This window comes from Aquabacterium sp. (assembly GCF_035476535.1).
GTDB lineage: Bacteria > Pseudomonadota > Gammaproteobacteria > Burkholderiales > Burkholderiaceae_C > Pseudaquabacterium.
Map to the genome: position 1 here is coordinate 1 of NZ_DATILJ010000302.1, position 22,110 is coordinate 22,110.

Genomic DNA, 22,110 nt, shown 5'->3' on the forward strand with positions numbered 1-22,110 from the left:
AGGCGGCATCGGCTCATGGCAGCTTCAGCTCGGTGTCACGCGCGAAGGGCCAGCGCCGGTTCACTTCATTGACCAGTTGCTCCACCTTGCGCAAGCTGGCTTCGACCTCGGCGCGCAGCGCGCCCAGGTCGGTGCTGGCCACACGGGCATTGGCGGCCACGACCTGGGCTTCGGCGAGCACGCCGTCGACCTTCTTCAGGCTGGTGCGGGCTTCGCCGAGCAGGGTGTTCAGCTGCTTCACGGTGGCCTGCGTGTCCTGCATCAGGCCTTCCTGCCCGAAGACCTGGCTGTCGGCCTTGGCCGTCAGCCCATCCAGCCGGGCCAGCAGCGCGTTGCTGCGGTCCAGCAGCAGGCTGATCTTCTTCGCCTCGGCTTCGCCGCCCATCAAGGCACCCAGCGGTCCCTGCGGGCCATTGAGCTTCAGCGTCAGGCCCTGCACGTTGTCCAGCGTCGTGGCCAGTGCCGAATCGGCGGCGGTCATGCGCGTGAGGTTCTGCACCAGGTCCTTCATCGAGGACACCAGCTGCGGAATCTCGGCGGTGGCATCGCCCGGCAGCACCTTGCGCTCGGCGCCGGCGGGCAGCGGCGGGTCGGTCAGGATGCCGCTGTAGGCGCGGATGCTGGTGTTGCCGACCAGCCCGCGCACGAGCGTGAACACGCTGGACATGCGCAGCCAGTGCGCGTCCTTGCGCGGCACGTCGATGATGATGCGGGCGTTGCCGTCCGGTGCCAGTTCGATGCGGCGCACGCGGCCGATCGGGAAGCCGGAGAAGGTGAGGTCCATGCCGACCACCACGCCTTCGGAGTCCTCGGCCACCAGCACCAGCTGCTGCGTGGGCTCGAAGGCGCCGCGTGCATAGAGCACGAAGACGATGGCGCCGGCCACCAGCAGCAGCATCAGCACCAGCAGCAGCGTGGCCTTGGTTTCGGCGCCGGGCGGCGGCGGCAGGTCCGGCGGCGCGGCGAGCGACGGGGTGGGCGCGGGGTTGGGCGCGGGGTTGGGTGATGCGGGCGGCGCGGGCGTGTCGGGGTGGTCCATGGCGGGGCGGCTCAAATGTAGTTGACCATCAGCGAGCCGAGTTCGATCAGCACCATCGCAGCGAGCATGCGGAACAGGCCTTGCAGTTCGGGGCCGCTGCGCGCACGCCGCGTGGTTTCAGTCATCGCCGAGGCCGGCGGCACCAATGACACGGCCAAGCTGAAGAACAGCGTCTTCAGCAGGAACACCAGCGCGACCGCCGGGCTCAACACATGGCCCACGGTGCGCGTGTAGCCGGGCAGGCCCCAAGGCGAAAAGCCGTGCACCACCACATAGGCCAGCACCAGCGCCACGACACCGGCGGCGGCCGCCAGCGTGAGCACCGCGAAGATGCCGGCCAGCACGCGTGGCACCAACTCGCGCTGCGCCGGGTTCAGGCCGCGGCGCCGTAGGTCGTCGAACACGCCGCGCGAGCGCAGCGCAACGATCTCGGCACCGGCCGGCAGCGCGTAGTGGATGGCGATGAAAAAGGCCGCGGCCAGCGGAATCAGCTCCAGCACCAGCACCCGGATGACCATTTCCAGCGCATAGCGCGACAGCCCGTAGCTCAGCGCCGTGACCACGACGATGCGCGTGATCACCAGGCTGGCCAGCGCCGCCAGCAGGATGAACCACCACAGGTTCGGCAGCGTGGCCTGCACGATCTGCCGCGCCAGCAGCGGCCATTGATCGCCGCGGTAACTGCTGTGGCGGCCGGCCAGCGTGAGCATCTCGGCGCCGAAATGCAGCATGCGCCACCACTGGCCGAGGCTGCGGGACAACAAGGCGCGGGCGCGAGCGGTGGTGTGGCGCGGGGAAGGGCCGCTGCTGGTCATGCCGGCATCATAGGGGGCCGGCTGCAAGGCGCATGGGTGCGCACGTCGCGTCATGCGTCCTCCCGCAGATGCGCTGGCGCGCTCAGGCCGACCGGCGTTCCAGCAGGTCCCAGCGGTTGCCGCAGAGGTCCTCGAACACCACCACCCATCCGTAGGCTTCGTGGCGCGGCTCTTCGACGAAATGCACACCGCGGGACTTCATGCCCTGGTAGTCCGCGTGGAAGTCGCTGGTTTCCAGGAACAGGAACACGCGGCCGCCGGCCTGGCGGCCTATGCAGGCTTGTTGTTCCGACGTGGCGGCGCGGGCCAGCAGCAGCGCGGCCCCAAGGCCATCGCCCGGCGCGACGATGACCCAGCGCTTGCCAGGCCCCATCGGCGTGTCCTCGAGCAGTTGGAATCCCAGCACGCCAGTGAACCAGGCGATGGCTTCGTCGTAGTCCCGCACCAGCAGGCTGACGGTGGCAAGGCTGCGGGTCATGGCCGCTCAGCGACGGCGGTAGCGAACGAAGGAAAAGTCAAAGTCGTTCGGTGCTGCGGCATGGTGAACCTCGCGATGTTGCTCGACGAAGGCGTTGCGGTCCCATGGCGGAAAGCGCGTGTCGCCGTCGAAATCGGCGTGCAGTTCCGTCAGCAGCAGTTCATCGACCCGGGGCAGAGCGGCGGCATACAGCGCGGCGCCGCCGATCACGAAGACACGTGCCGCGTCGCCCGCAGCGAGCAGGGCCTGGTCCAGGCTGTGCGCGACGGTGGCTCCGGCTGCCGCCCAGCCGGGCTGCCGCGTGACCACGATGTTCTGTCGCCCCGGCAGCGGCCGGAAACGGGCGGGCAGCGAGTCCCAGGTTTTCCGGCCCATGATCACCGGGCAACCCATGGTCTGCGCGCGGAAGTAGCGCGCATCCTCGGGCAGATGCCACAGCAGCGCATTGCCGTGGCCGATCGTGCCGTTGCGGGCGACCGCGACGATCAGCGCGACCTGCGTCATACCGCGACAGGCGCCTTGATCGCCGCGTGGTGCTGGTAGTCGCCGAATTCGAAGTCTTCGAGTTCGTAGTCGAAGATCGACGCCGGCCGGCGCTTGATGGTCAGCACCGGGTACGGGTGCGGCGCACGGGCCAGCTGCGTCTGCACCTGCTCGACATGGTTGTCGTAGATGTGGCAGTCACCGCCGGTCCAGATGAAGTCGCCGACCGCCAGATCGCACTGCTGCGCCAGCATGTGCGTCAGCAGCGCATAACTCGCAATGTTGAAGGGCACGCCGAGGAAGATGTCGGCGCTGCGCTGGTAGAGCTGGCAGCTCAATTTGCCGTCGGCGACATAGAACTGGAACAGCGCGTGGCACGGCATCAGCGCCATCTTCGACAGCTCGGCCACGTTCCAGGCGCTGACGATGATGCGGCGCGAATCGGGGTTGGTCTTGAGCTGTTTCACGACATCGCTGATCTGGTCGATGTGGCCGCCGCCGGGTGTCGGCCAGCTGCGCCATTGCACGCCGTACACGGGGCCCAGGTCGCCGTCGTCACGCGCCCATTCGTCCCAGATCGAGCAGCCGCGTTCCTGCAGCCACTTCACATTGCTGCCGCCGCGCAGGAACCACAGCAGCTCGAGGATGATGCTCTTGACGTGCACCTTCTTGGTGGTGATCAGCGGAAAGCCTTCGGCCAGGTCGAAGCGCATCTGGTGGCCGAACACGCTGCGCGTGCCGGTGCCGGTGCGGTCGCCCTTGGCCACGCCATGGCTGAACACGTGGCGCATGAAGTCTTCGTATTGCGAGCGGACGGGGCGGGTCATCAAAAGGCTCCGAACAAGGTATCCAAGGCTTCCTGCACCTCGGCGCGGTGCGCGTGCAGGTTGGCCACGGGGGCGCGCAGCGCCGCGGCGGGAACGGCACCGAGCGCGGTGGTGTCCAGCACCACGTTGTCGGCCTTGACCTGGAACATCGGATGCAGGTTGCGGGCGCGTGGGCCGAACACCGCTTCGCGCCGCAGCGGGATCACCACGCGGGTGAGCAGGCCGTCGATATAGTCGTTCTGCACATCCAGCAGGTAGGGTGTGTGCTTGCGCTCCGCGGGGGTCGGGTTGGCATGCACGTCGTAGCGGGCCATGCGTCAGCGGTCCTTCATGAAGCTGCGGAAGGAAGCCAGCGGCAGGCCTTCCTGCTCGATGCGCGCGTTGTAGGCCGCGATCGCCTCCTTGTTGTCCTCGTTCCAGCGCGCCCAGTAGCGTTTGCGCACCTCTTCGGCCAGCAGCGCGTCGACGGTTTGCGACAGGTTCATGCCCAGCTCGCGGGCCAGGTCCAGCACCTTGGCGTTCAAGCTCAGGTTGGTGGCGCGCTTGGGGCTGTCTTCAAAATGCGGCATGGGGGAACTCCATCGAACATGCGCATGAATTATGCGCGTAACTTCTGCACTTCCGGCTGCGCGGGCTTTGTCGGCGCGGGCGCCGGTACACCCTCGGCTGGCTCCAGGCCGAACTGCATCGAGGCCAGTCGCGCATACAGGCCGCCGCGCGCCACCAGTTGGTCGTGCGTGCCGATGTCGACGATGTGGCCATGTTCCAGCACGACGATGCGGTCGGCCTTCAGCACCGTGGCCAGCCGGTGCGCGATCACCAGCGTGGTGCGGTCGGCCATCGCCGATTCCAACGCCGCCTGCACCATGCGTTCGCTCTCGGCGTCGAGCGCGCTGGTGGCTTCGTCCAGCAGCAGCAGCGGCGGGTTCTTCAGCATCGCGCGGGCAATGCTGATGCGCTGGCGCTGGCCGCCGGACAGGCGCACGCCGCGCTCGCCGAGGAAGGTGTCGTAGCCCTCGGGCAAGGCGCAGATGAAGTCATGCGCAAACGCCGCCCGGGCAGCGGCGATCACGTCCTCGTTCGATGCGTCTGGCCGGCCGTAGCGGATGTTCTCCAGCGCGCTGGTCGAGAAGATCGTCGAATCCTGCGGCACGATGCCGACGCGGGCGCGCAGGTCGGCCAGCGCCAGTTGCTGCACCGGCACGCCGTCGATGCTGACGGTGCCGGATTGCGCGTCGTAGTAGCGCAGCAGCAGCTGCAGCACCGTGCTCTTGCCGGCGCCGCTGGGGCCGACCAGCGCCACGGTTTCGCCGGGCGCGACGCTCAGGCTGACATGCTGCAGCGCGGCCTGTGCCGGCCGCGACGGATAGTGGAAGACGACGTCCGACAAGACCACCGCCGAGCCGCCGCGAGCCGGCGGCAGCGGCCGCGGCGAGGCCGGCTCGGCCACCGGCGAGCGGGCCACCAGCAACTCCATCAGCCGTTCGGTGGCGCCGGCGGCGCGCAGCAGGTCGCCATAGACCTCGGACAGCACGGCCACGCTGGACACCAGCAGGATCACGTAGACGACGGTCTGGCCCAGGTGGCCGGCGCTGATGCGTCCGCCCAGCACCGCCTGCGTGCCCTGGTACAGGCCCCACAGCAGCGCGCCGAAGGTGGCGGTGATGATGAAGGCCACCAGGAACGAGCGCACGCGCGTGCGGCGCAGCGCGGTGTCGAAGGCGGCTTCGGTGGCGGCGGCGAAACGCCGGGCCTCGCGCTTTTCCTGCACATAGCTCTGCACCACGGTCACCGCATTCAGCACCTCGGCGGCGATGGCACTCGAGTCGGCCACCCGGTCCTGGCTGGCCCGGCTGAGCTTGCGCACGCGGCGGCCGAAATACAGGCTGGGCAGCACCACCAGCACCAGGATGCCCAGCACCTGCGTCATCACGTAAGGGTTGGTGATGATCAGCATCAGCATCGCGCCGATGCCGGTCACGGTGTTGCGCAGGCCCATGCTGAGGCTGGAGCCGACGACGGTCTGTACCAGCGTGGTGTCGGTGGTCAGGCGGCTCAGCACCTCGCCCGAGGCGGTGGTTTCGTAGAACTCCGGGCTCTGCTGCACCACATGCGCGTACACGGCATTGCGCAGGTCGGCGGTGATGCGTTCGCCCAGCCAGGTGACCATGTAGAAGCGCAGTGCCGAGAACATGCCCAGCGCGGCGCCCACCGCGAACAGCACGGCGAAGTGTTCGCGCAATGCCATCACCCGCGCGCCGGGGTCGCGCGCGATCACGCCGCGGTCGATCAGCGAGCCCATCGCCGCCGGCAGCGCCAGCGTGCTGATCGCCGCGCCCACCAGGAACAGCAGCGCCAGCAGGATGCGGCCGCGGTAGGGCCGCAGAAAGGGCAGCAGCCCGGACAGCGAACGGGGTGAAGCGGCAGCGGGACGATCGTTGACAGTGGTCATGGCGCCAGTGTAGGGGCCGGTCTGAAATGCCCCCAGGCTCATGATGGTCTAAACAAATACTGACAAGACAATGATTGTCTAGGCAAATATAGTTTGGCGCATGAAGCCATCGGTCAAACCCGCCACGTTCTACCGGCCGGACGCATTGCACTCGGAAGACAGCATCGGCTTGCTGACCAAGCGCGCAATGCAGTCCATCACCCTGATGGTCGACCGCCGCCTGGCGCCGCACGACCTGACGCATGCGCAGTGGGTGCCGCTGTTCAAGCTGGCCCGGGGCGAATGCACGACGATGGCCTCGCTGGCTCGCGAGGTGAGTCTGGACCCCGGTTCGATGACCCGCGCGCTGGACCGGCTGGAGGCCAAGGGCCTGTTGCGGCGGGTGCGGTCGAAGGAGGACCGCCGGGTCATCGACCTCGAACTCACCGAAGAAGGCCTGGAGGTCTCGAAGCTGGTGCCCGATGTGCTGGCCGAGGTCTACAACGCGCACCTGGCCGGCTTCAGCCGCGCCGAGTGGACCACCTTGATCGATCTGTTGCAGCGCCTGGTCGCCAATGGCGATGCGCTGCGTGAAACAAAGGAGGCCGAATGATGAAGCGGCCACGACTGCGCTGGCCCGATGGGCCTGGCGTATCAAACCTGACCACCCTGACGGCGCTGGCCGCCGTGCTGTCCGCGGCACTCGTGCTGGCCGGCTGCGCCAGCCCTGGGCCGGCGCGGGAGGCATTGAAGCCATCCAGCCCGGCATCGCTGGGCCTGGCCGCCGACGCGGTGACGCCCACGGTGGCTGCCGACTGGTGGCACAGCCTTGGCGATGCGAAGCTCGATGCCCTGGTCGAGCAGGCGCTGAAGGAGCAGCCCAGCCTGCAGGTGGCGGCGGCGCGCCTGTCCCGAGCCGACGCCGGGCTGCAGGGCCTGAGAGCGGCGCAGGGCCCGCAGCTTGGCCTGGGCCTGGACGTGACGCGGCAGCGTTATTCCGAGAACGGCCTCTACCCGCCGCCGATTGCCGGCAGCCAGCGCACCAGCGCTACGCTGCAGGCCAACGGTTCGGTGGAGTTGGATTTCTTCGGACGCCATGCCGCGGCGCTGCAGGCTGCACTGGGCCAGCAGCGCGCCGCGCAGGCTGACTTGGCTGCCGCCCGCGTGCTGCTGGCCGGCCGCGTGGCGCAGGCCTATGTCGGCCTGTCGCGCCTGTTCGGCCAGCGCGAGGTGGCTGAACGCACCCTTGCGCAGCGTGAGGCCATGCTGGCGCTGACGCGCCAGCGTGTGCAGGCCGGCTTCGACACCCAGGTGGAATTGCGCCAGGCCGAGAGCGCGGTGCCCGAGGCGCGTCAGCAGATCGAAGCGCTGGACGAACAGATCACGCTGACGCGGCACCAGCTCGCGACGCTCAGCGGCCAGGCGCCTGGTGTACTGGCGACGCTGAAGCCCAGCCTGCAGCCGCTGCAGGCCGGCCCTTTACCCGAACGCCTGGGCGCCGACCTGCTCGGCCGCCGGCCGGATGTGGTGGCGGCCCGCTGGCGTGTCGAGGCCGCGACGCAGGACGTGGCGCTGGCCCGCACGCAGTTCTACCCGGACATCAACCTGGTCGGCTTCGTCGGCCTGTCCTCGCTGGGCCTGGACCGGCTGCTGGACCTGGGCAGCCGCAACCTCGGCGTCGGCCCCGCGCTGCGCCTGCCGATCTTCGACGGCGGCCGTCTGCGCGCGCAGCTGCGGGGCCGCGGCGCCGATCTCGATGCGGCGATCGCCAGCTACAACGGCGCCTTGCTCGATGCGCTGCGCGAAGTGGCCGATGCCGGCGCCTCGTTGCAATCGCTGGACCGCCAGCAGGCGCAGCAGGCCCAGGCCCAGGCCGCTGCCGAGAGCGCCTACGACTTTGCGCAGCAGCGCTACCGTGCCGGCCTCGGCACTTTTCTCACCGTGCTCAGCGCCGAAAGCAGCGTGCTGGCGCAACGCCGGCTCGGCGTGGACCTGAAGGCCCGCGCGCTGGACAGCCGCATCGCGCTGATGCGCTCGCTGGGCGGCGGCTGGGCAGAACCGAACGAAGGAAAATCAGAATGAATTCCGCAGCTCAATCTCCGGCGGCCGCACCGGTACCCGCACCGGTACCCGCACCCGCTACGCGGCGCAAGGCGCTGCTGATCGTTGGCGGCGTGCTCGCCGTTGGTGGTCTGGCCTGGGGCGTCTGGCACATGCTGGCGCTCAGTCGCGTCGAATCCACCGACAACGCCTACGTGCAGGGCAACGTGGTGCAGATCACGCCGCAGGTGGCCGGCACGGTGGTCTCGATCAACGTCGACGACACCGATGTCGTGAAGGCCGGCCAGCCGCTGGTGAGGCTGGACCCGGCCGATGCCCAGCTGGCGCTCGACCAGGCCCAGGCCCAGCTCGGCCAGACGGTGCGCGAAGTGCGCACGCTGTACGCCAACAACTCGACGCTGAAGGCCCAGATTTCGCTGCGTGAGGCCGAGGTGGCCCGCGCCCAGGCCGACCTGGCCCGCGCGCAGGACGACGTGGCGCGGCGCAAGCCGCTGGTGGCCAGCGGCGCCGTCGGCCAGGAAGAGTTCTCGCATGCCACGGCGCAGCTGTCGGCTTCGCGCAGCGCGGTGGTGGCGGCGCAATCGTCCGTTGTCGCGGCGCAAGAGCAGCTGAGTTCGAACCAGTCGATGACCGAGGGCACGCCGGTCGACCAGCACCCCAGCGTGCAGCGCGCGGCCAGCCAGGTGCGTGAAGCCTACCTGGCGCTCAAGCGCGCCGACCTGCTGGCGCCGCTGGACGGTGTGGTGGCGCGGCGCAGCGTGCAGATCGGCCAGCGCGTGGCCGCCGGCGCGCCGCTGATGACGGTGGTGGCGCTGGACAAGCTGTGGGTCGATGCCAACTTCAAGGAAGGCCAGCTGCAGCGCATGCACATCGGCCAGTCCGCGAAGCTGGTGGCCGATGTCTATGGCCGCAAGGTCGAGTACCACGGCCGCGTCGCCGGCCTCGGCGCCGGCACCGGCGCGGCCTTTGCGCTGCTGCCGGCGCAGAACGCCACCGGCAACTGGATCAAGATCGTGCAGCGCGTGCCGGTGCGCATCCAGCTCGACCCGAAGGAGCTGGCCGCGCATCCGTTGCGGGTGGGCCTGTCGATGGACGTGACGGTCGATGTCAGCGATGCGAAGGGGCCACCCTTGACGGCAACGGCGCGCACGCAACCGGTGGCGCAGACGACGGTTTTCGATGCGCTGGCCCGTGAGGCCGATGCCGAAGTGGCGCGCATCGTGAAAGCCAACCTCGGCGGCCGGCTGCGCGCGAGAAGCTGATGTCCGCCGCTGTTCCGGCCGTGCCGGCACCACCGCCGCCGCTGACCGGCGCGCAGCTGGTGCTGGGCACCGTGGCGCTGTCGCTGGCCACGTTCATGAACGTGCTCGACTCGTCGATCGCCAACGTGTCGATCCCGGCCATCGCCGGCGACCTGGGCGTCAGCCCGGCGCAGGGCACCTGGGTCATCACCAGTTTCGGCGTGGCCAACGCGATCTCGGTGCCGCTGACCGGCTGGCTGACGCAGCGCTTCGGCGCGGTGAAGCTGTTCACCACCAGCGTGATCCTGTTCGTCATCACCTCCTGGCTGTGCGGCTTTGCGCCGTCGCTGGAATGGCTGGTGGCCTTCCGCGTGCTGCAGGGCCTGGTCGCCGGGCCGATGATCCCGCTGTCGCAGACGCTGCTGCTGTCGAGCTACCCGAAGGAGAAAGCCGGCACGGCGCTGGCGCTGTGGGGCGTGACGACACTCGTCGCGCCGGTGGCCGGGCCGCTGCTCGGCGGCTGGATCACCGACAACATCAGCTGGCCGTGGATTTTCTACATCAACGTGCCGGTGGGCCTGCTGGCGGCGCTGGCGACCTGGGGCGTCTACGCCAAGCGTGAGACGGCCAAGCGCAAGCTCCCGATCGACCGCATCGGCCTGGCCCTGCTGGTGCTGGGCGTCGGCGCACTGCAGCTGATGCTGGACAAGGGCAAGGAGCTGGACTGGTTCGCGTCGACGCAGATCGTCGTGCTGGCGCTGGTGGCCGGCATCGGGCTCACGGTGCTGGTGATCTGGGAGCTGACCGATGCGCACCCGGTGATCGACCTGCGGCTGTTCGGGGGGCGCAATTTCGCCTTCGGTGCGCTGGCCATGTCGGTGGCCTACGGGCTGTTCTTCGGCAACGTGGTGCTGCTGCCGCTGTGGCTGCAGCAGCACATGGGTTACACCGCCACGGCCGCCGGCATGGCGCTGGCGCCAGTAGGCCTGCTGGCCATCCTGCTGACGCCGCTGGTCGGCCGCAAGGTGAATGTATGGGACCCGCGCTGGATGGCCGGCGGCGCGTTTGTCGTCTTTGCGCTGGTGCTGTGGCTGCGCGCCGGCTTCACGACGCAGACCGACCTCTGGCACATCCTGCTGCCCACGCTGCTGCAGGGCGCGGCGATGGCGTTCTTCTTCATCCCGCTGACCACGCTGACCCTGGCCGGCATCCCGCCCGAGCGCATGGCCTCGGCCTCGGGGCTGTCGAACTTCGTGCGCATCACCGCGGGCGCGATGGGGACCTCGATCGTCACCACGTTGTGGGAGGACCGTGCTGCACTGCACCACGCGCACCTGGTCGAACAGCTGGGCATCGGCAGTTCGCCGATGGCGGCCGTCAGCGCGCAGCTGGCGCAGGCCGGTCTGACGCCGGAGCAGATCCTGATGCAGGTCAATCACCTCATCGACCAGCAGGCCTTCACCCGCGCGGCAGACGATATCTTCCTGGCCTCTTCGCTGATCTTCCTGGGCCTGCTCGCTCTGTTGTGGCCGCTGCGCCGGCCCCCGCAAGCCGGGGGTGGTGCGCTGGCCGACGCGGGAGCGGCCCACTGAGTCGCGGTGCCGGGCAAGACGTCGCCTGGCGGGTCCACGGCCATGTGACGGGCCGATGCGATTTTCACGCTCAAGCCGGGGCGGTTTGTGGTCGAATGAACAGGCCATGAAGACCGACCCTCGCCCCGCCGATTCTGTTCAATCCGGCGCCGCCTCCGGTGCTGTTGTCGGTGCCCCAGTCGACACCGCCATGCCGGTCAGTGCAGGGCGGCGCCTCGGCCCGGCCTGGCGGCTGGCCGGGCTGCTGCCGCTGCCCGTGCTGCTGGGCGCGGCGATCGGTGAAGGCGTGTCGCTGGTGATGGGCGGCGGCCTGCGCGGCGCCGGTGCACTTGCCGGTGCGGCCGTGGCCGCAGCGGTGACCCCGCTGACCGCCTGGCTGGCCTGGCGGCTGCTGCCGCGAGAGGCCGCGCCGGCGGCAACGGCCACCGATGTGGCCGCCACCCGAGACCAGCTCACCGGCGCCTTCACGCAGCGCCACTTCGTTGCCGCGGCAGATCGGGAATGGGCCCGCATCCGCCGCCACGGTGAAGACGCCGCGCTGCTGATGGTCGATGCCGACCAGTTCCGCGAACTGAACGACAAACATGGCCAGGCCTGCGGCGACGCGGTGCTGGTCGAAATCACCCGCCAGGCGTCGGCCACCTTGCGCCAGTACGACCTGATGGCGCGCTTCGGCGGCGGCGTGCTGGTGGTCTACCTGCCGCACACCGACCCGATCGGCGCGCTGGACGTGGCCGAACGTGTGCGCGAGCGCGTGGCCAGTTTCCGCCTGAACTGGAACGGCCAGCCGGTGGGCGCCACCGTCAGCATCGGCGTGGCCTCGATCGGCCCGGACCATGCCGCGCTCGATGCAGTGATTGCCGATGCCGGCACGGCCTTGCGCGAGGCCAAGGCGGCTGGCCGCAACTGCGTGCGCGCGGCGCCGGTGCAGCCGCGGCGCGCGCCGGCGGCGGGCTCGTCGGTCGGCGGGCACCGCGCAGCCGGAAAAGCCTGAGTCGGACACAGGCTGTCCCTGCGGGCAGCCTGTGCCTCACTGTCACCCCAGCCGCAGCGGCGCCACGCGGCCGGTCATCTCCAGGTAACCCAGGCCGACGCGCCGACCGCCGCTGTCCTGCAGCGCGGCCAGGCCTTCCCAGTACACCGCGCCGGTGCTGGCGCTGCTGTCCAGTTCCTGGTTGTCGAGCAAGGCCTCCAGCTGGAACGCGCCCACCGGCGTGACGATGGCCCACTTCACGGGATAGCGCGCGCCGGACTTCGGGCTGGTCCATTCGCGCTGCGGCGTGAAACTCACCTCGCCGGCAGGGAAGGCGCGCACCGCGCCGCCGGCCGGCCGGTGGCTGCCGCCGGCCCAGACCACGCTCCCATCGCGGCGGCGCAGCACAAAGGCGGTCAAGGCGCCGCCGTCGTGCAGGTTGATGCCGATCCAGTCCCAGCCTGCCGCGTCGGCCGGCATCAGTTCGTCGCTCCACTCATGGTCCAGCCAGCCGCTGCCGGTGAGTGTTTGGCGGCGGCTGCCGCGCAGCAGCTGCGCCGTCACCGCCAGATGCGGCAGCGAGTAGTAGTGGCTGGCCTGCGCCGGCAGCGGCCCCTTGCGCGAGAAACCGGCCTGGCCTTGCAGCAGCACGGGCTGCGTGGGCTGCAGCGCCAGGTCCAGCGCAAAGCCGGCCTCGGGCGCCGGCAGCCGGGCCTGGTAGCGGCCGCTGGCGGCGTCGCGCCGCAGCTGCCAGGGGCCCAGCACCACGCCGGTGTCGGCGCGCTGCGCATGGGCTTCGGGCCATCGCTCGTCGCCGGACCAGCGCGACAGGCGCTGCGCATGGCTGTGGCGGCCGGCGGCGATGTCGCTGATGGCGGCATGCGCGAACAGCAGCTGGCGCGGCGCGAAGCGGCCGGGCAGCGTGGCCGCCAGCCCCGTGCGGCTGCGGAAGAAGGTCAGCTGCCAGCCGATCGGCGCCGCCTGGCCCGGCGGCTGCAGCCAGCCGGTGGCGTACCACCATTCGATGCGCGCGCCGGAATGGGCGCCGTGGTCGCGCGGGAACTGCAGGTGGCGCTCGGGGCGGATGCTGTCCTCGTCGGCCATGGGCGGCGTGCCGCGCGAAGCGGCCGGGGCCGATGGCATCTGCGCACGCGCCGGCATCGTCAGCCCGAGCGGCCCGGTCAGCGGCCCGCTCAGTGGCCCGCTCAGTGCGGCCAGCAGCGCCCGACGGCGCGGGCTCACCAGTCCTCCTTCACCGCCAGCACCGCATGGCGCGAGGCTGCCTGCCGCGCGCTGAAGGCCGCGGTGGCGGCACCCGCCACGAGCACAGCCAGCGTGAGCAGCGCCAGCGGCCAGCCCGGCAACTGCAGCGGCATGGTCCAGTGAAAGCTCTGCGGGTTGACCACGAACACCAGCACCGCCGCGATCGCCAGCCCCAGCGCCAGGCCCACGGCGCAGCCGGCGCCCAGCCAGGCCAGCGTTTCCAGCGTGACCAGGCCCATCACCTGTCGGCGCGTCAGCCCCAGGTGGGCCAGCAGGCCGAACTCCTTGCGCCGCGACAGCACTTGCGCCGACAGGCTGGCCGCCACGCCGATCAGCCCCACCGTGATGGCCACGGCCTGCAGGTAGCGCGTGACCGCGAAGCTGCGGTCGAAGATCGCCAGCGACAGGCGGCGCAGTTCGCTGGTGCCGATGGTCTCGATCGGCGTGGCATCGCCGGCCAGCTGCTTCAGTGCCGTCGCCACGTCGGCCGGCGCAGCGCCTGGCGCCAGCCACAGCGCCAGGTCGTTCTGCGCGGTGTCGCCGCTCAGGCGCTGGTAGTCGGCAGCGTCGATCGCGATGCTGCCGAACTGGCGGGCGTAGTCACGCCAGATGCCGCGCACGCGTGCTTTTTGTGAGTTGGGAAGCAAGGGCAGCTCGATCATGTCCCCTGGCTTCCAGTGGTACAGCGCGGCCGCCGGCTCACTGATGTAGACCGACAACTCACCGGGCCTTGCCGGCAGCAGCGGGCCCAGCAGGGGCAGCATCGCGGCGGGGTCGGACAAGGGCCGGGCCACCAGCGCCACCGCAGGCTGCCGGGCATCGAACTGCAGCGGCCGCTGCCGCGTGGCCTGCACTCGCGCGATGCCGGGCAGCGCGGCAGCCGACGCGGCAAAACCCTGCGGCAGCACGGCCTGGTCGCTGGCCCCGCTGCTGAGGCTGCTGCGCACATAGAGGTCGGCGGGCAGCACGCTGTCCAGCCAGGAGGCCACGGCGTCGCGGAAGCTCGCCACCATCACCGTCAGCGCGACCGACAGCGCCAGGCTGGCGACGACGCCGGCCACCGTGGCACTGGCGGTCTGCCGCGCATGGTGGGCGCGGCGCAAGGCCAGCAGCGGCAGCGCACCGCGGGGCGTGCCGGCGGTTTGCAGCAGCGCCTGCACAGCCGCCGGCACCAGCGCGACGCCGCCGGCCAGCAGCAGCGCCACCGCACCATAGGCGGCCAGCGGCAGGCCGCCGATCGGCGGCAGCAGTGCCAGCAAGCCGCCGCCGGCCAGCGCCGCCAGGCCGGGCCAGGCCGGCGGCGATGCACTGCTGCCGCTGCCCAGGCCCTTCAGCGCCAGCGCCGGGGCCAGCCGCTCGGCGGCACGAGCCGGCCACCAGGCCCCGGCGACCGCCGCGAACATGCCCAGCAGCCCGCAAGCCGCCAGCAGGCCCCAGGGCCAGCGCAGCACCGGCGCCACGCCGGGGAAGTAGCCGCCGCCCAGGTCACCGCCCAGCACCCGCAGCGCGGCCCAGGCCATGGCCGCGCCGAGCACCAGCCCGAGCGCGCTGCCGACGAGGCCGAGCACGGCGGTCTCCACCAGCACCAGCGCGCGCCGCTCGCGCGCCGGCAGGCCCAGCACGCCCAGCAGCGCAAAGGCCGGCGTGCGCTGCGCCACCGACAGCGCCAGCACCGAATACACCAAGAAGCCGCCGACCAGCAGCGCCACCAGCGCCAGCACGCCCAGGTTCACGCGGTAGGCCAGCGACAGGTTGGAGATGCGCTGCGCCGCTTCATCGGCCTGGCTGACGCGTACATCAGGAGATAGCACCAACCGGCGCAGCCAGGCCTCGCGGTCGACGCCGGTGACCAGCCGCACATCGATGCGCGACAGCCGGCCGGCGCGGCCGAAGTGGGCCTGCGCGCTGGCGATGTCCAGCACCGCCAGCGGCGCGCCACCGGTGGCCACGCGCCCGGCCACGCGCAGCGCCTGCCAGCCCTGGGCCGATTGCAGCCATAGCGTCTGGCCCGGCTCGACCTGCAGGCGCGCCTGCGCGGCCGGGTTGAGCCAGACGCTGTCGGGCTCGATCAGCGCGGTCGGCCCGCTGCCGGGTGGCGATTGCGGCAGCAGCGCCGGCGCGATCGCCGCGACGCGCAGTGCATCGATGCCAGTGATGCGCAGCGCCACGCGCGGTTCGGCGTCGCCGCGCCGTGCGTGGCTGTCGATCTCCAGCACCGGGCTGGCGACGGCGACCTGTTCATCGCGCGCCAGCGTGGCGAACAGCGCATCGTCGAAGCCTTCGCGCTGCGTGGCAGCCAGCGTCACATCGGGCTCGCCGTTGGCCGCGCGCACGGCCTGCGAGAACTCGGCCAGCGCCGAATGGTTGATCAGCTGCACCGAGCTGGCCAGCGCCACGCCGAGCGCCACCGCCAGCAGCGCCACCGCATGGCGCCAGGGGTGGTGCCGCCATTCGGCCAGCGTCAGCGGCAGCAGGTGGCGCCACATGCTGTGGTTTCAGCCGACGATGCCGCCAGCGGTGAGCTGCACACGCCGATCGGCGCGCGCGGCCGCCGCGGCCGAATGCGTCACCAGCAGGCAGGCCGCGCCCTCGGCTTTCACCTGGGCCTGCAGCAGGTCGAGCATGCGCTCGGCGGTGGCCGGGTCGAGGTTGCCGGTGGGTTCGTCGGCCAGGATCAGCCTGGGCCGGTGCACCAGCGCGCGGGCCAGCGCGACGCGTTGCAGCTGCCCGCCCGACAGCTGCGCCGGGCTGCGCGCGCCCAGGCCGGCGAGGCCGACGGCGGCCAGCAGCTCGTTCGTGCGTTGTGCATCCGGCTTACCCAGCAAACGCAGCGGCAGCTCGATGTTCTGCGCCACCGTCAGCTGCGGCAGCAGATGGAAGGCCTGGAACACGAAGCCGAGTTTTTCGCGCCGAAGCCGCGCCCGCTCGGGCTCGCTGAGCGACAGCACGCGCTGGCCGTCGAGCTGCACGCTGCCGCTGTCGGCCTCGTCCAGCCCGGCGATGCAGTTCAGCAGCGTCGACTTGCCGACCCCCGATTCACCGAGCATCGCGACGAATTCGCCCGGCGCCAGCACCAGAGAGACATCGTGGAACACCGGCGTGCGGTCATAGGACTTGCTCAGGGCCTCGATGCGCAGCATGGGCCGATGATGCCCCAGCGCGGAAGCACGCAAGCCGCCCGCAGGCGGCTTGTTTGGCAATGACGAGCCGCCCGCAGGCGGCTTGTTTGGCAAAGGCCAGCCGCCCCCAGGCGGCCGGGTTCAGGACTTGCGGCGGCGCAGCCGCGCGCCCACCAGCGCAGCCAGTGCCACGCCGGCCAGGCCCCAGCTCGCGGGTTCCGGCACGTTGAGCGCGGTCAAGGAGCTCGCTCCGGTCAGCACGCGGATGTGGTCGCCGGGGTTCTCGGCGGTCCAGCGCAGCTGCAAGGTCTGGCTGCCGGGGGTCCAGACCACCCCATCCTGCACGCCTTCCAGGCCGGTGCGGGCCGCATGCTGGTAGTCGTTGAAGTTGCCATCCTGATCGATGTCCACGCCGTAGACACCGTGCGATTGGAAGAGGCCGGCGCGGTCGATGATGACATCGACGATCGGGCTGTCGAAGACCAGCGTCGCGCTGATGGCCTGGCTGCTGCTCGGATCGAAGAAGATGAACCAGGACTTCAGGCTGTTGACGGCAAGCTCGTCGACGAACCACAGCACGTTGTCGGTGTTGACGTGGCCGTTGCCGACCGGGGCCGTGCCGCTGTATTGCTGGAACGACTGGCCGGCGCCGAGGCCGCTGACCACCGGCGTGGCACTGGCGCCGCTTGCTGCAGCCAGCGCGAGCAAGGCTGCGCCGATGTACGAAAGCTTCATGGTGTTTTTCCCAACTTGGCGTTGTGGTAACGGTGAGTGCGGTCGAGGATAGCGAAAGTCGGCATGCAGCGGGCGTGCAGGGCTGCGCGCGTCCCGCGCTTGCGGGGATGCAGATTTCACGTTTCGGAGCCGGATTCGGCCGCTTTGGCCCGCCACCCCCGTGCTTGCGGGGGGATGAAGGGCGTGTCAGCCCGGTGCCGACAGCTGCCTTGCGATCCATTCCAGGGCCTGTGCCTGCAGGTCCGGTGCTTCGCAGGTTAGGGCCTGCCGCGGCATCGATCGCAGCCAGGTCAGCTGGCGCTTGGCCAACTGGCGTGTCGCGGCCAGGCCTTGTTCGCGCAGCCCGCTGAGGTCGTTGGCGTCCAGCGCAGTCCAGGCCTGGCGATAACCCACGCAGCGCATGGACGGCAAGTCCGGTTGCAGGTCGCCCCGCGCACGCAGGCCGCGCACTTCGTCGACGAGTCCGGCGGCGAGCATCGCATCGAAGCGCTGGGCGATGCGCTGGTGCAGCCAGGCACGCGAGGCCGGCTCCAGCGACAGCAGCGGCAGCGCGAGCCCGGGCGAGCGCGAGCGACCATGGTGGCTGGACAGCGGCTCGCCGCTGAGCTGCCAGACCTCCAGCGCGCGCTGGACGCGCTGCGCATCGTTGGGCGCCAGCCGCGCCGCGGTGACGGGGTCCACCTGCTTCAGCTCGGCATGCAGCGCGGGCCAGCCGGCGGCGGCGGCCCGGGCATCGATCGCCGCACGCACCGCAGCGTCGGCCGGCGGCATCGCATCCAGGCCATCGATCAGCGCCTTGAAGTACAGCATCGTGCCACCGACCAGCAGCGCCAGGCGGCCGCGCGCGTTGATCTCGCCGATCAGCCGGCGTGCATCGGCGGCGAACTGAGCGGCCGAATAGGTTTCGGTCGGTTCGAGGATATCGATCAAATGATGCGGCCATGCGGCACGCTCGCCGGCATCGGGCTTGGCGGTGCCGATGTCCATGCCGCGGTAGACCTGCGCTGAATCGACGCTGATGATCTCCACCGGCCAGCGCGGTGCCAAGCTGGCTGCGATGGCCAGCGCCAGTGCGCTCTTGCCCGAGGCGGTGGGGCCGGCGATGCCGAGGGCCTGCATCACGCCACCCTCACGCCGGCTTCAACGATGGCTTGCGCACCGGTTCGCCGTCGCGCCGCACCAGCGTCCAGGCCACCAGCACGGTCAGCGCGGCGGCCACCGCCATGCCGCTGGCCAGCGGCCGCACCGTGCCGTCCAGGGCATGGCCCAGCCACAGCCCGACAGCGAATGCACCGACAGCCAGCACGAACCCGGCGAGCGCCGAGGCCTGGCCCGCCGCATGCGGGAAGGGGCCCACTGCACCGGCCTGGCCACAGGGCTGGTGCACGCCATGGCCGAGTGAGTACACCCAGGTCGGCAACATCACCGCCCAGACCGATCGGGCGTCGGTGATGGCCAGTGCCGACATCAGCACGCAGGCCACCAGCGTGAAGCCGGCGCCGCGCACTGCCGTGCCGGCAAGGCCATGGCGCGGCAGCCAGTGCCGGCAGACGAAGGTGCCGGCGATGTAGGCGATCGAGGTGGTGCTCATCACCGCACCAGCATGCAGCGGCGTCAGGCCCAGCACGCGGATCAGCACGAAGCCCGCGCCGGCCAGGAACACGAACAGCCCGCCATAGGTGCAGGTGACCAGCAGCGCCCAGGCGCGAAAGCCCGGGTGCCGCAGCACCTGCGCGGTCTGCGCCAGCAGCGGTTTCAGCCGCGTGGCATCGGGCCGGCGCTGGCGGATCGTCTCGGGCCAGCGCAGGAACAGGAAGCCACCCATCAGCGCCCCGGCCAGCGCCATCGCCGCCAGCACCGCGCGCCAACCGAAGGCCGCGGCGAGCACACCGCCGAGCAGTGGCGAGCCGATGGCGATCAGCCCCAGGCCGGACAGCGCCTTGGCCATCACCAGCGCGCCTTCATGCGGCTCGTACAGGTCGCGCACCATCGCCCGCGCGCAGACCACCGGCACCGACAAGGCGGCGCCCTGCACGATGCGCCAGCCGACCACCTGCATCACGTCACCCGCCAGCGCCGCACCGACACTGGCCAGCCCATACAACGCCAGGCCGCTCAGCAGGATGGGCCGGCGGCCGAAGCGGTCGGCCAGCGGGCCCCACACCAGCTGCGCGATGCCGAAGGCCAGGATCAGCGCCGACATCGTCAGCTGCGCCGGGGCCATGCCTGCGTTCAGGTCGGCGGCCAGCAAGGGCAGGGCGGGCAGCATCAGGTCGGTGGACACCGGTTGCATGCCCAGCAGCAGCGCCAGGACAAACGCGGCCAGCAGCGGGGACGGCCGCGGCGCCGAAGCAGTCGCCGGCATCAGAAGCGTTCTTCGGGTCGCAGATAACGCCATTGGCCGGCCGGCAGCTTGCCCAGCACCACGCTGCCGATGCGCACACGCTTGAGCCCGGTCACCTTCAGGCCGACCAGTTCACACATGCGGCGGATCTGGCGCTTGCGGCCTTCACGCAGCACGAAGCGCAGCTGGTCCTCGTTGGCCCAGCTCACCCGCGCCGGGCGCAGCGGCTTGCCGTCCAGCGCCAGGCCTTGCTGCAGCAGCGCCATCTGCTGCGGCGGCAGCATCGGCTGGCCGGGCTCCACGGTGGCCGGGTTCATCGGCTGCACGCGCACCAGGTATTCCTTCTCGACGCGGCTGTCCTCGCCGATCAGGATCTTCGCGATGCGGCCATCCTGCGTCAGCACCAGCAGGCCGGTGGAATCGATGTCCAGCCGGCCGGCAGGGGCCAGGCCGCGCTGGTGGCCCGGGTGGAACTGGGTCGGCGCGTTGTCTTCCTTCCAGCGGTTGGCGGCGGTGAACAGCACGCTGGCCGGTTCGTAGCCGTCTTCGGCCTGGCCGGAGACATAGCCCATGGGCTTGTGCAGCAGCACGGTGACCCGTTGCGCCTGCTGCTTGTGGGCCAGCGGGTCGATGTCGATCCTGACGTCCGGCAGCACGCGCTGGCCCAGCACCGCCGGCACGCCGTTGACGCGCACCCAGCCGGCTTCTATCCATTCGTCGGCCTCGCGGCGGGAGGCCAGGCCACGTTCGGCCAACACTTTCGATAGACGCACACCATCGGCGCTAGGTTTTTCTGGGGAGTTCATGTCATCTTCCACGCAGGAACAGCGTGTCCAGTTCTTTCAGCGTGACTTGTCGCCAGGTGGGGCGGCCGTGGTTGCACTGGTCGGCGCGCTCGGTGCGTTCCATGTCGCGCAGCAACGCATTCATCTCGGTGATCGTCAGCATCCGGTTGGCGCGCACGGCACCGTGGCAGGCCATGGTGGCCAACAGTTCGTCGCGGGCGCGCTGCACGACGCGTGAGGCCTCGACCTCGGCCAGCTCGGCCAGCACCGCGCGGGCCAGCGCCACCGGGTCGGCATCGGGCAGCGCGGCCGGGCGTGAGCGCACCGCCAGCACGCCGGGCGACAGCGGCGCGACATCCAGGCCCAGCGCCGACAAGGCCTCGGCCTGCGCTTCGGCGGTGGCCACTTCGGCCGGCGTGGCGGCAAAGGTGGCCGGGATCAGCAGCGGCTGCGCGGCCATCGTGGCCTCGCCCTGCGCGGCCTTCAGACGCTCGTAGACGATGCGCTCGTGGGCCGCGTGCATGTCGACGATCACCAGGCCTTGCTGGTTCTCGGCCAGGACGTAGGCGCCGCCGAGCTGGGCCAGCGCACGGCCCAGCGGCCACGTACCGGGCGCGGAGGCCGGTGTGGACAGGCCACCGGCCTCGGAGGCTGGCATGGACCAGCCATCGGCTTCGGTGGCCGGCGCGGGCGCTGCAGGCGCCACGAAGGCGGTGCCATTGGCAGGGCCTGCATTCCAGCGCGGTGCAGGCTCCTGCGCATACAGCACCGCCAGGTCCTGCAGGCCCAGCGAGCTTTGCGCGCCGGCCACGCTGGGTTGCCATGCCGGCGCGGAGAATGATGGCCGTGGCAAAAATGCGTTAGGCGGTTCCGGCAGACCCGCCACGGCCCCGGCCTCAGCCAGCACCGGCGCCCTCGACTGCGCCAGCGCCGCTTCCACCGCATGGCGCACGGCCTGGTGCACCTCGCGGCTGTCGCGGAAGCGCACCTCGATCTTGGTCGGGTGCACGTTGACATCGACGCGCTGCGGCTCGATATCGATGAACAACACGTAGCTGGGCTGGCGGTTGCCGTGCAGCACGTCTTCATACGCACTGCGCGCGCCATGGCCGATCAGCCGGTCGCGCACGTAGCGGCCGTTGACATAGGCGTACTGCTGGTCGGCGCGCGCTCGCGCGGCATCGGGCAGGCCGACGCGGCCGCTGATGCGCACGGCGCCGCCGCGGCCTTCGACCGGCCGGCTCTGCACGATGAACTCGTCGCCCAGCACATCGGCAATGCGTTGCTCGGGCGTGGCGCCGCGCCACTGCTCGATCAGCTTGCCTTCATGCCAGACGGTGAAGCCGACCTCCGGCCGCACCAGCGCATGGCGGCGCACGGCATCCAGGCAATGCGCCAGTTCGGTGGCATCGGTCTTCAGGAACTTGCGGCGCGCCGGCGTGGCGAAGAACAGCTCCCGAACTTCGACGCTGGTGCCCTGGGCGCGGGCGGCGGCCTGCAATTCGCCGCTGCGGGCGTCGATGCGGCTGGCATGGACGGCGTCGGCGGTGCGGCTGGCGATGGCCAGTTCGGCCACCGAGGCAATGGCGGCCAGCGCCTCGCCGCGGAAGCCCATGGTCGCCACGGCTTCCAGGTCGCTCAAGGAGGCGATCTTGCTGGTGGCGTGGCGCTTCAGCGCCAGCGGCAGTTGCTCGGGCGGGATGCCCTGGCCATCGTCTTCGACCACGATGCTGCGCACGCCGCCAGCCGACAGGCGCACGGTGACCTGCGTGGCGCCGGCATCCAGCGCGTTGTCGACCAGCTCGCGCACCACGGAGGCCGGGCGCTCGACCACTTCGCCGGCGGCGATCTGGCTGACCAGCTCGTCGGGCAGCTCGCGGATGGGGCGGTGGGCGGAACTCATGGGGCCGGATTATCCCGGCCC

The 22,110-nt window shown here is 70.7% G+C and carries 21 protein-coding genes; 5 read left to right on the forward strand and 16 right to left on the reverse strand.

Annotated elements, in window-relative coordinates; all coding sequences use genetic code 11:
• Window positions 1-13: 13 nt before the first annotated feature.
• The 8 genes from VLK61_RS29070 to VLK61_RS29105 form a co-directional block, all read right to left on the reverse strand.
• Window positions 14-1,039, reverse strand: a complete 1,026-nt coding sequence (locus VLK61_RS29070) for an MlaD family protein (protein ID WP_325426668.1) — start codon at window positions 1,037-1,039, stop codon at window positions 14-16.
• An 11-nt stretch (window positions 1,040-1,050) separates the two neighbouring features.
• Window positions 1,051-1,854 (reverse strand): MlaE family ABC transporter permease, encoded by an 804-nt coding sequence (locus VLK61_RS29075; RefSeq protein ID WP_325426670.1) that lies wholly within the window; start codon window positions 1,852-1,854, stop codon window positions 1,051-1,053.
• Between the two features lie 82 nt (window positions 1,855-1,936).
• Complete coding sequence (locus VLK61_RS29080; RefSeq protein WP_325426672.1) at window positions 1,937-2,332, reverse strand: VOC family protein; 396 nt, start codon at window positions 2,330-2,332, stop codon at window positions 1,937-1,939.
• 6 nt (window positions 2,333-2,338) lie between these two features.
• Complete coding sequence (locus VLK61_RS29085) at window positions 2,339-2,836, reverse strand: dihydrofolate reductase (RefSeq protein WP_325426675.1); 498 nt, start codon at window positions 2,834-2,836, stop codon at window positions 2,339-2,341.
• Window positions 2,833-3,645: a thymidylate synthase gene (locus VLK61_RS29090; RefSeq protein ID WP_325426677.1), complete on the reverse strand. Its 813-nt coding sequence runs from the start codon at window positions 3,643-3,645 to the stop codon at window positions 2,833-2,835. The genes VLK61_RS29085 and VLK61_RS29090 overlap by 4 nt, the downstream gene beginning before the upstream one ends.
• Window positions 3,642-3,956 carry a CcdB family protein gene (locus VLK61_RS29095; RefSeq protein ID WP_325426679.1) on the reverse strand — a complete coding sequence of 105 codons (315 nt, stop codon included), beginning with the start codon at window positions 3,954-3,956 and terminating at the stop codon, window positions 3,642-3,644. Before VLK61_RS29095 ends, VLK61_RS29090 begins: the two co-directional genes overlap by 4 nt.
• Before the next feature lie 3 nt (window positions 3,957-3,959).
• Window positions 3,960-4,211, reverse strand: a complete 252-nt coding sequence (locus VLK61_RS29100) for a type II toxin-antitoxin system CcdA family antitoxin (protein WP_325426681.1) — start codon at window positions 4,209-4,211, stop codon at window positions 3,960-3,962.
• A 29-nt stretch (window positions 4,212-4,240) separates the two neighbouring features.
• Complete coding sequence (locus tag VLK61_RS29105) at window positions 4,241-6,094, reverse strand: ABC transporter transmembrane domain-containing protein (protein WP_325426683.1); 1,854 nt, start codon at window positions 6,092-6,094, stop codon at window positions 4,241-4,243.
• 100 nt (window positions 6,095-6,194) lie between these two features.
• On the opposite strand from VLK61_RS29105, the gene VLK61_RS29110 reads away from it, so the two are divergent.
• The 5 genes from VLK61_RS29110 (at window position 6,195) to VLK61_RS29130 (ending at window position 11,961) form a co-directional block, all read left to right on the forward strand.
• On the forward strand, window positions 6,195-6,686 hold the full coding sequence (locus tag VLK61_RS29110) for a MarR family winged helix-turn-helix transcriptional regulator (protein ID WP_325426686.1): 492 nt from the start codon (window positions 6,195-6,197) through the stop codon (window positions 6,684-6,686).
• The gene (locus tag VLK61_RS29115) at window positions 6,686-8,155 is read left to right on the forward strand and encodes an efflux transporter outer membrane subunit (protein ID WP_325426688.1); all 1,470 of its coding nucleotides are present in this window, start codon (window positions 6,686-6,688) and stop codon (window positions 8,153-8,155) included. Before VLK61_RS29110 ends, VLK61_RS29115 begins: the two co-directional genes overlap by 1 nt.
• Window positions 8,152-9,396, forward strand: a complete 1,245-nt coding sequence (locus VLK61_RS29120) for an HlyD family efflux transporter periplasmic adaptor subunit (RefSeq protein ID WP_325426690.1) — start codon at window positions 8,152-8,154, stop codon at window positions 9,394-9,396. The genes VLK61_RS29115 and VLK61_RS29120 overlap by 4 nt, the downstream gene beginning before the upstream one ends.
• A complete protein-coding gene (locus tag VLK61_RS29125; protein ID WP_325426692.1) occupies window positions 9,396-10,967 on the forward strand; it encodes a DHA2 family efflux MFS transporter permease subunit in 1,572 nt (523 codons plus the stop codon). The genes VLK61_RS29120 and VLK61_RS29125 overlap by 1 nt, the downstream gene beginning before the upstream one ends.
• Before the next feature lie 190 nt (window positions 10,968-11,157).
• Window positions 11,158-11,961, forward strand: a complete 804-nt coding sequence (locus VLK61_RS29130) for a GGDEF domain-containing protein (RefSeq protein ID WP_325426694.1) — start codon at window positions 11,158-11,160, stop codon at window positions 11,959-11,961.
• A 42-nt stretch (window positions 11,962-12,003) separates the two neighbouring features.
• Here VLK61_RS29130 and VLK61_RS29135 read toward each other — a convergent pair whose 3' ends face one another.
• The 8 genes from VLK61_RS29135 to mutL all read right to left on the reverse strand — a co-directional run bounded on the left by VLK61_RS29135 (window position 12,004) and on the right by mutL (window position 22,089).
• The gene (locus VLK61_RS29135; protein WP_325426696.1) at window positions 12,004-13,182 is read right to left on the reverse strand and encodes a carotenoid 1,2-hydratase; all 1,179 of its coding nucleotides are present in this window, start codon (window positions 13,180-13,182) and stop codon (window positions 12,004-12,006) included.
• Window positions 13,179-15,689 carry an FtsX-like permease family protein gene (locus VLK61_RS29140; protein ID WP_325426698.1) on the reverse strand — a complete coding sequence of 837 codons (2,511 nt, stop codon included), beginning with the start codon at window positions 15,687-15,689 and terminating at the stop codon, window positions 13,179-13,181. Before VLK61_RS29140 ends, VLK61_RS29135 begins: the two co-directional genes overlap by 4 nt.
• Before the next feature lie 9 nt (window positions 15,690-15,698).
• Complete coding sequence (locus VLK61_RS29145) at window positions 15,699-16,343, reverse strand: ABC transporter ATP-binding protein (protein WP_325426700.1); 645 nt, start codon at window positions 16,341-16,343, stop codon at window positions 15,699-15,701.
• Window positions 16,344-16,463: 120 nt separating this feature from the next.
• Window positions 16,464-17,057, reverse strand: coding sequence for a PEP-CTERM sorting domain-containing protein (locus VLK61_RS29150; RefSeq protein WP_325426702.1), 594 nt, complete (start codon window positions 17,055-17,057; stop codon window positions 16,464-16,466).
• Between the two features lie 186 nt (window positions 17,058-17,243).
• Window positions 17,244-18,176 (reverse strand): tRNA (adenosine(37)-N6)-dimethylallyltransferase MiaA, encoded by a 933-nt coding sequence (miaA, locus tag VLK61_RS29155; protein WP_325426704.1) that lies wholly within the window; start codon window positions 18,174-18,176, stop codon window positions 17,244-17,246.
• Between the two features lie 10 nt (window positions 18,177-18,186).
• Window positions 18,187-19,422 carry a Bcr/CflA family efflux MFS transporter gene (locus tag VLK61_RS29160; RefSeq protein ID WP_325426707.1) on the reverse strand — a complete coding sequence of 412 codons (1,236 nt, stop codon included), beginning with the start codon at window positions 19,420-19,422 and terminating at the stop codon, window positions 18,187-18,189.
• A complete protein-coding gene (locus VLK61_RS29165; RefSeq protein WP_325426709.1) occupies window positions 19,422-20,207 on the reverse strand; it encodes a pseudouridine synthase in 786 nt (261 codons plus the stop codon). Before VLK61_RS29165 ends, VLK61_RS29160 begins: the two co-directional genes overlap by 1 nt.
• Before the next feature lies 1 nt (window position 20,208).
• Window positions 20,209-22,089, reverse strand: coding sequence for a DNA mismatch repair endonuclease MutL (gene mutL / locus VLK61_RS29170; RefSeq protein WP_325426711.1), 1,881 nt, complete (start codon window positions 22,087-22,089; stop codon window positions 20,209-20,211).
• Window positions 22,090-22,110 lie beyond the last annotated feature (21 nt).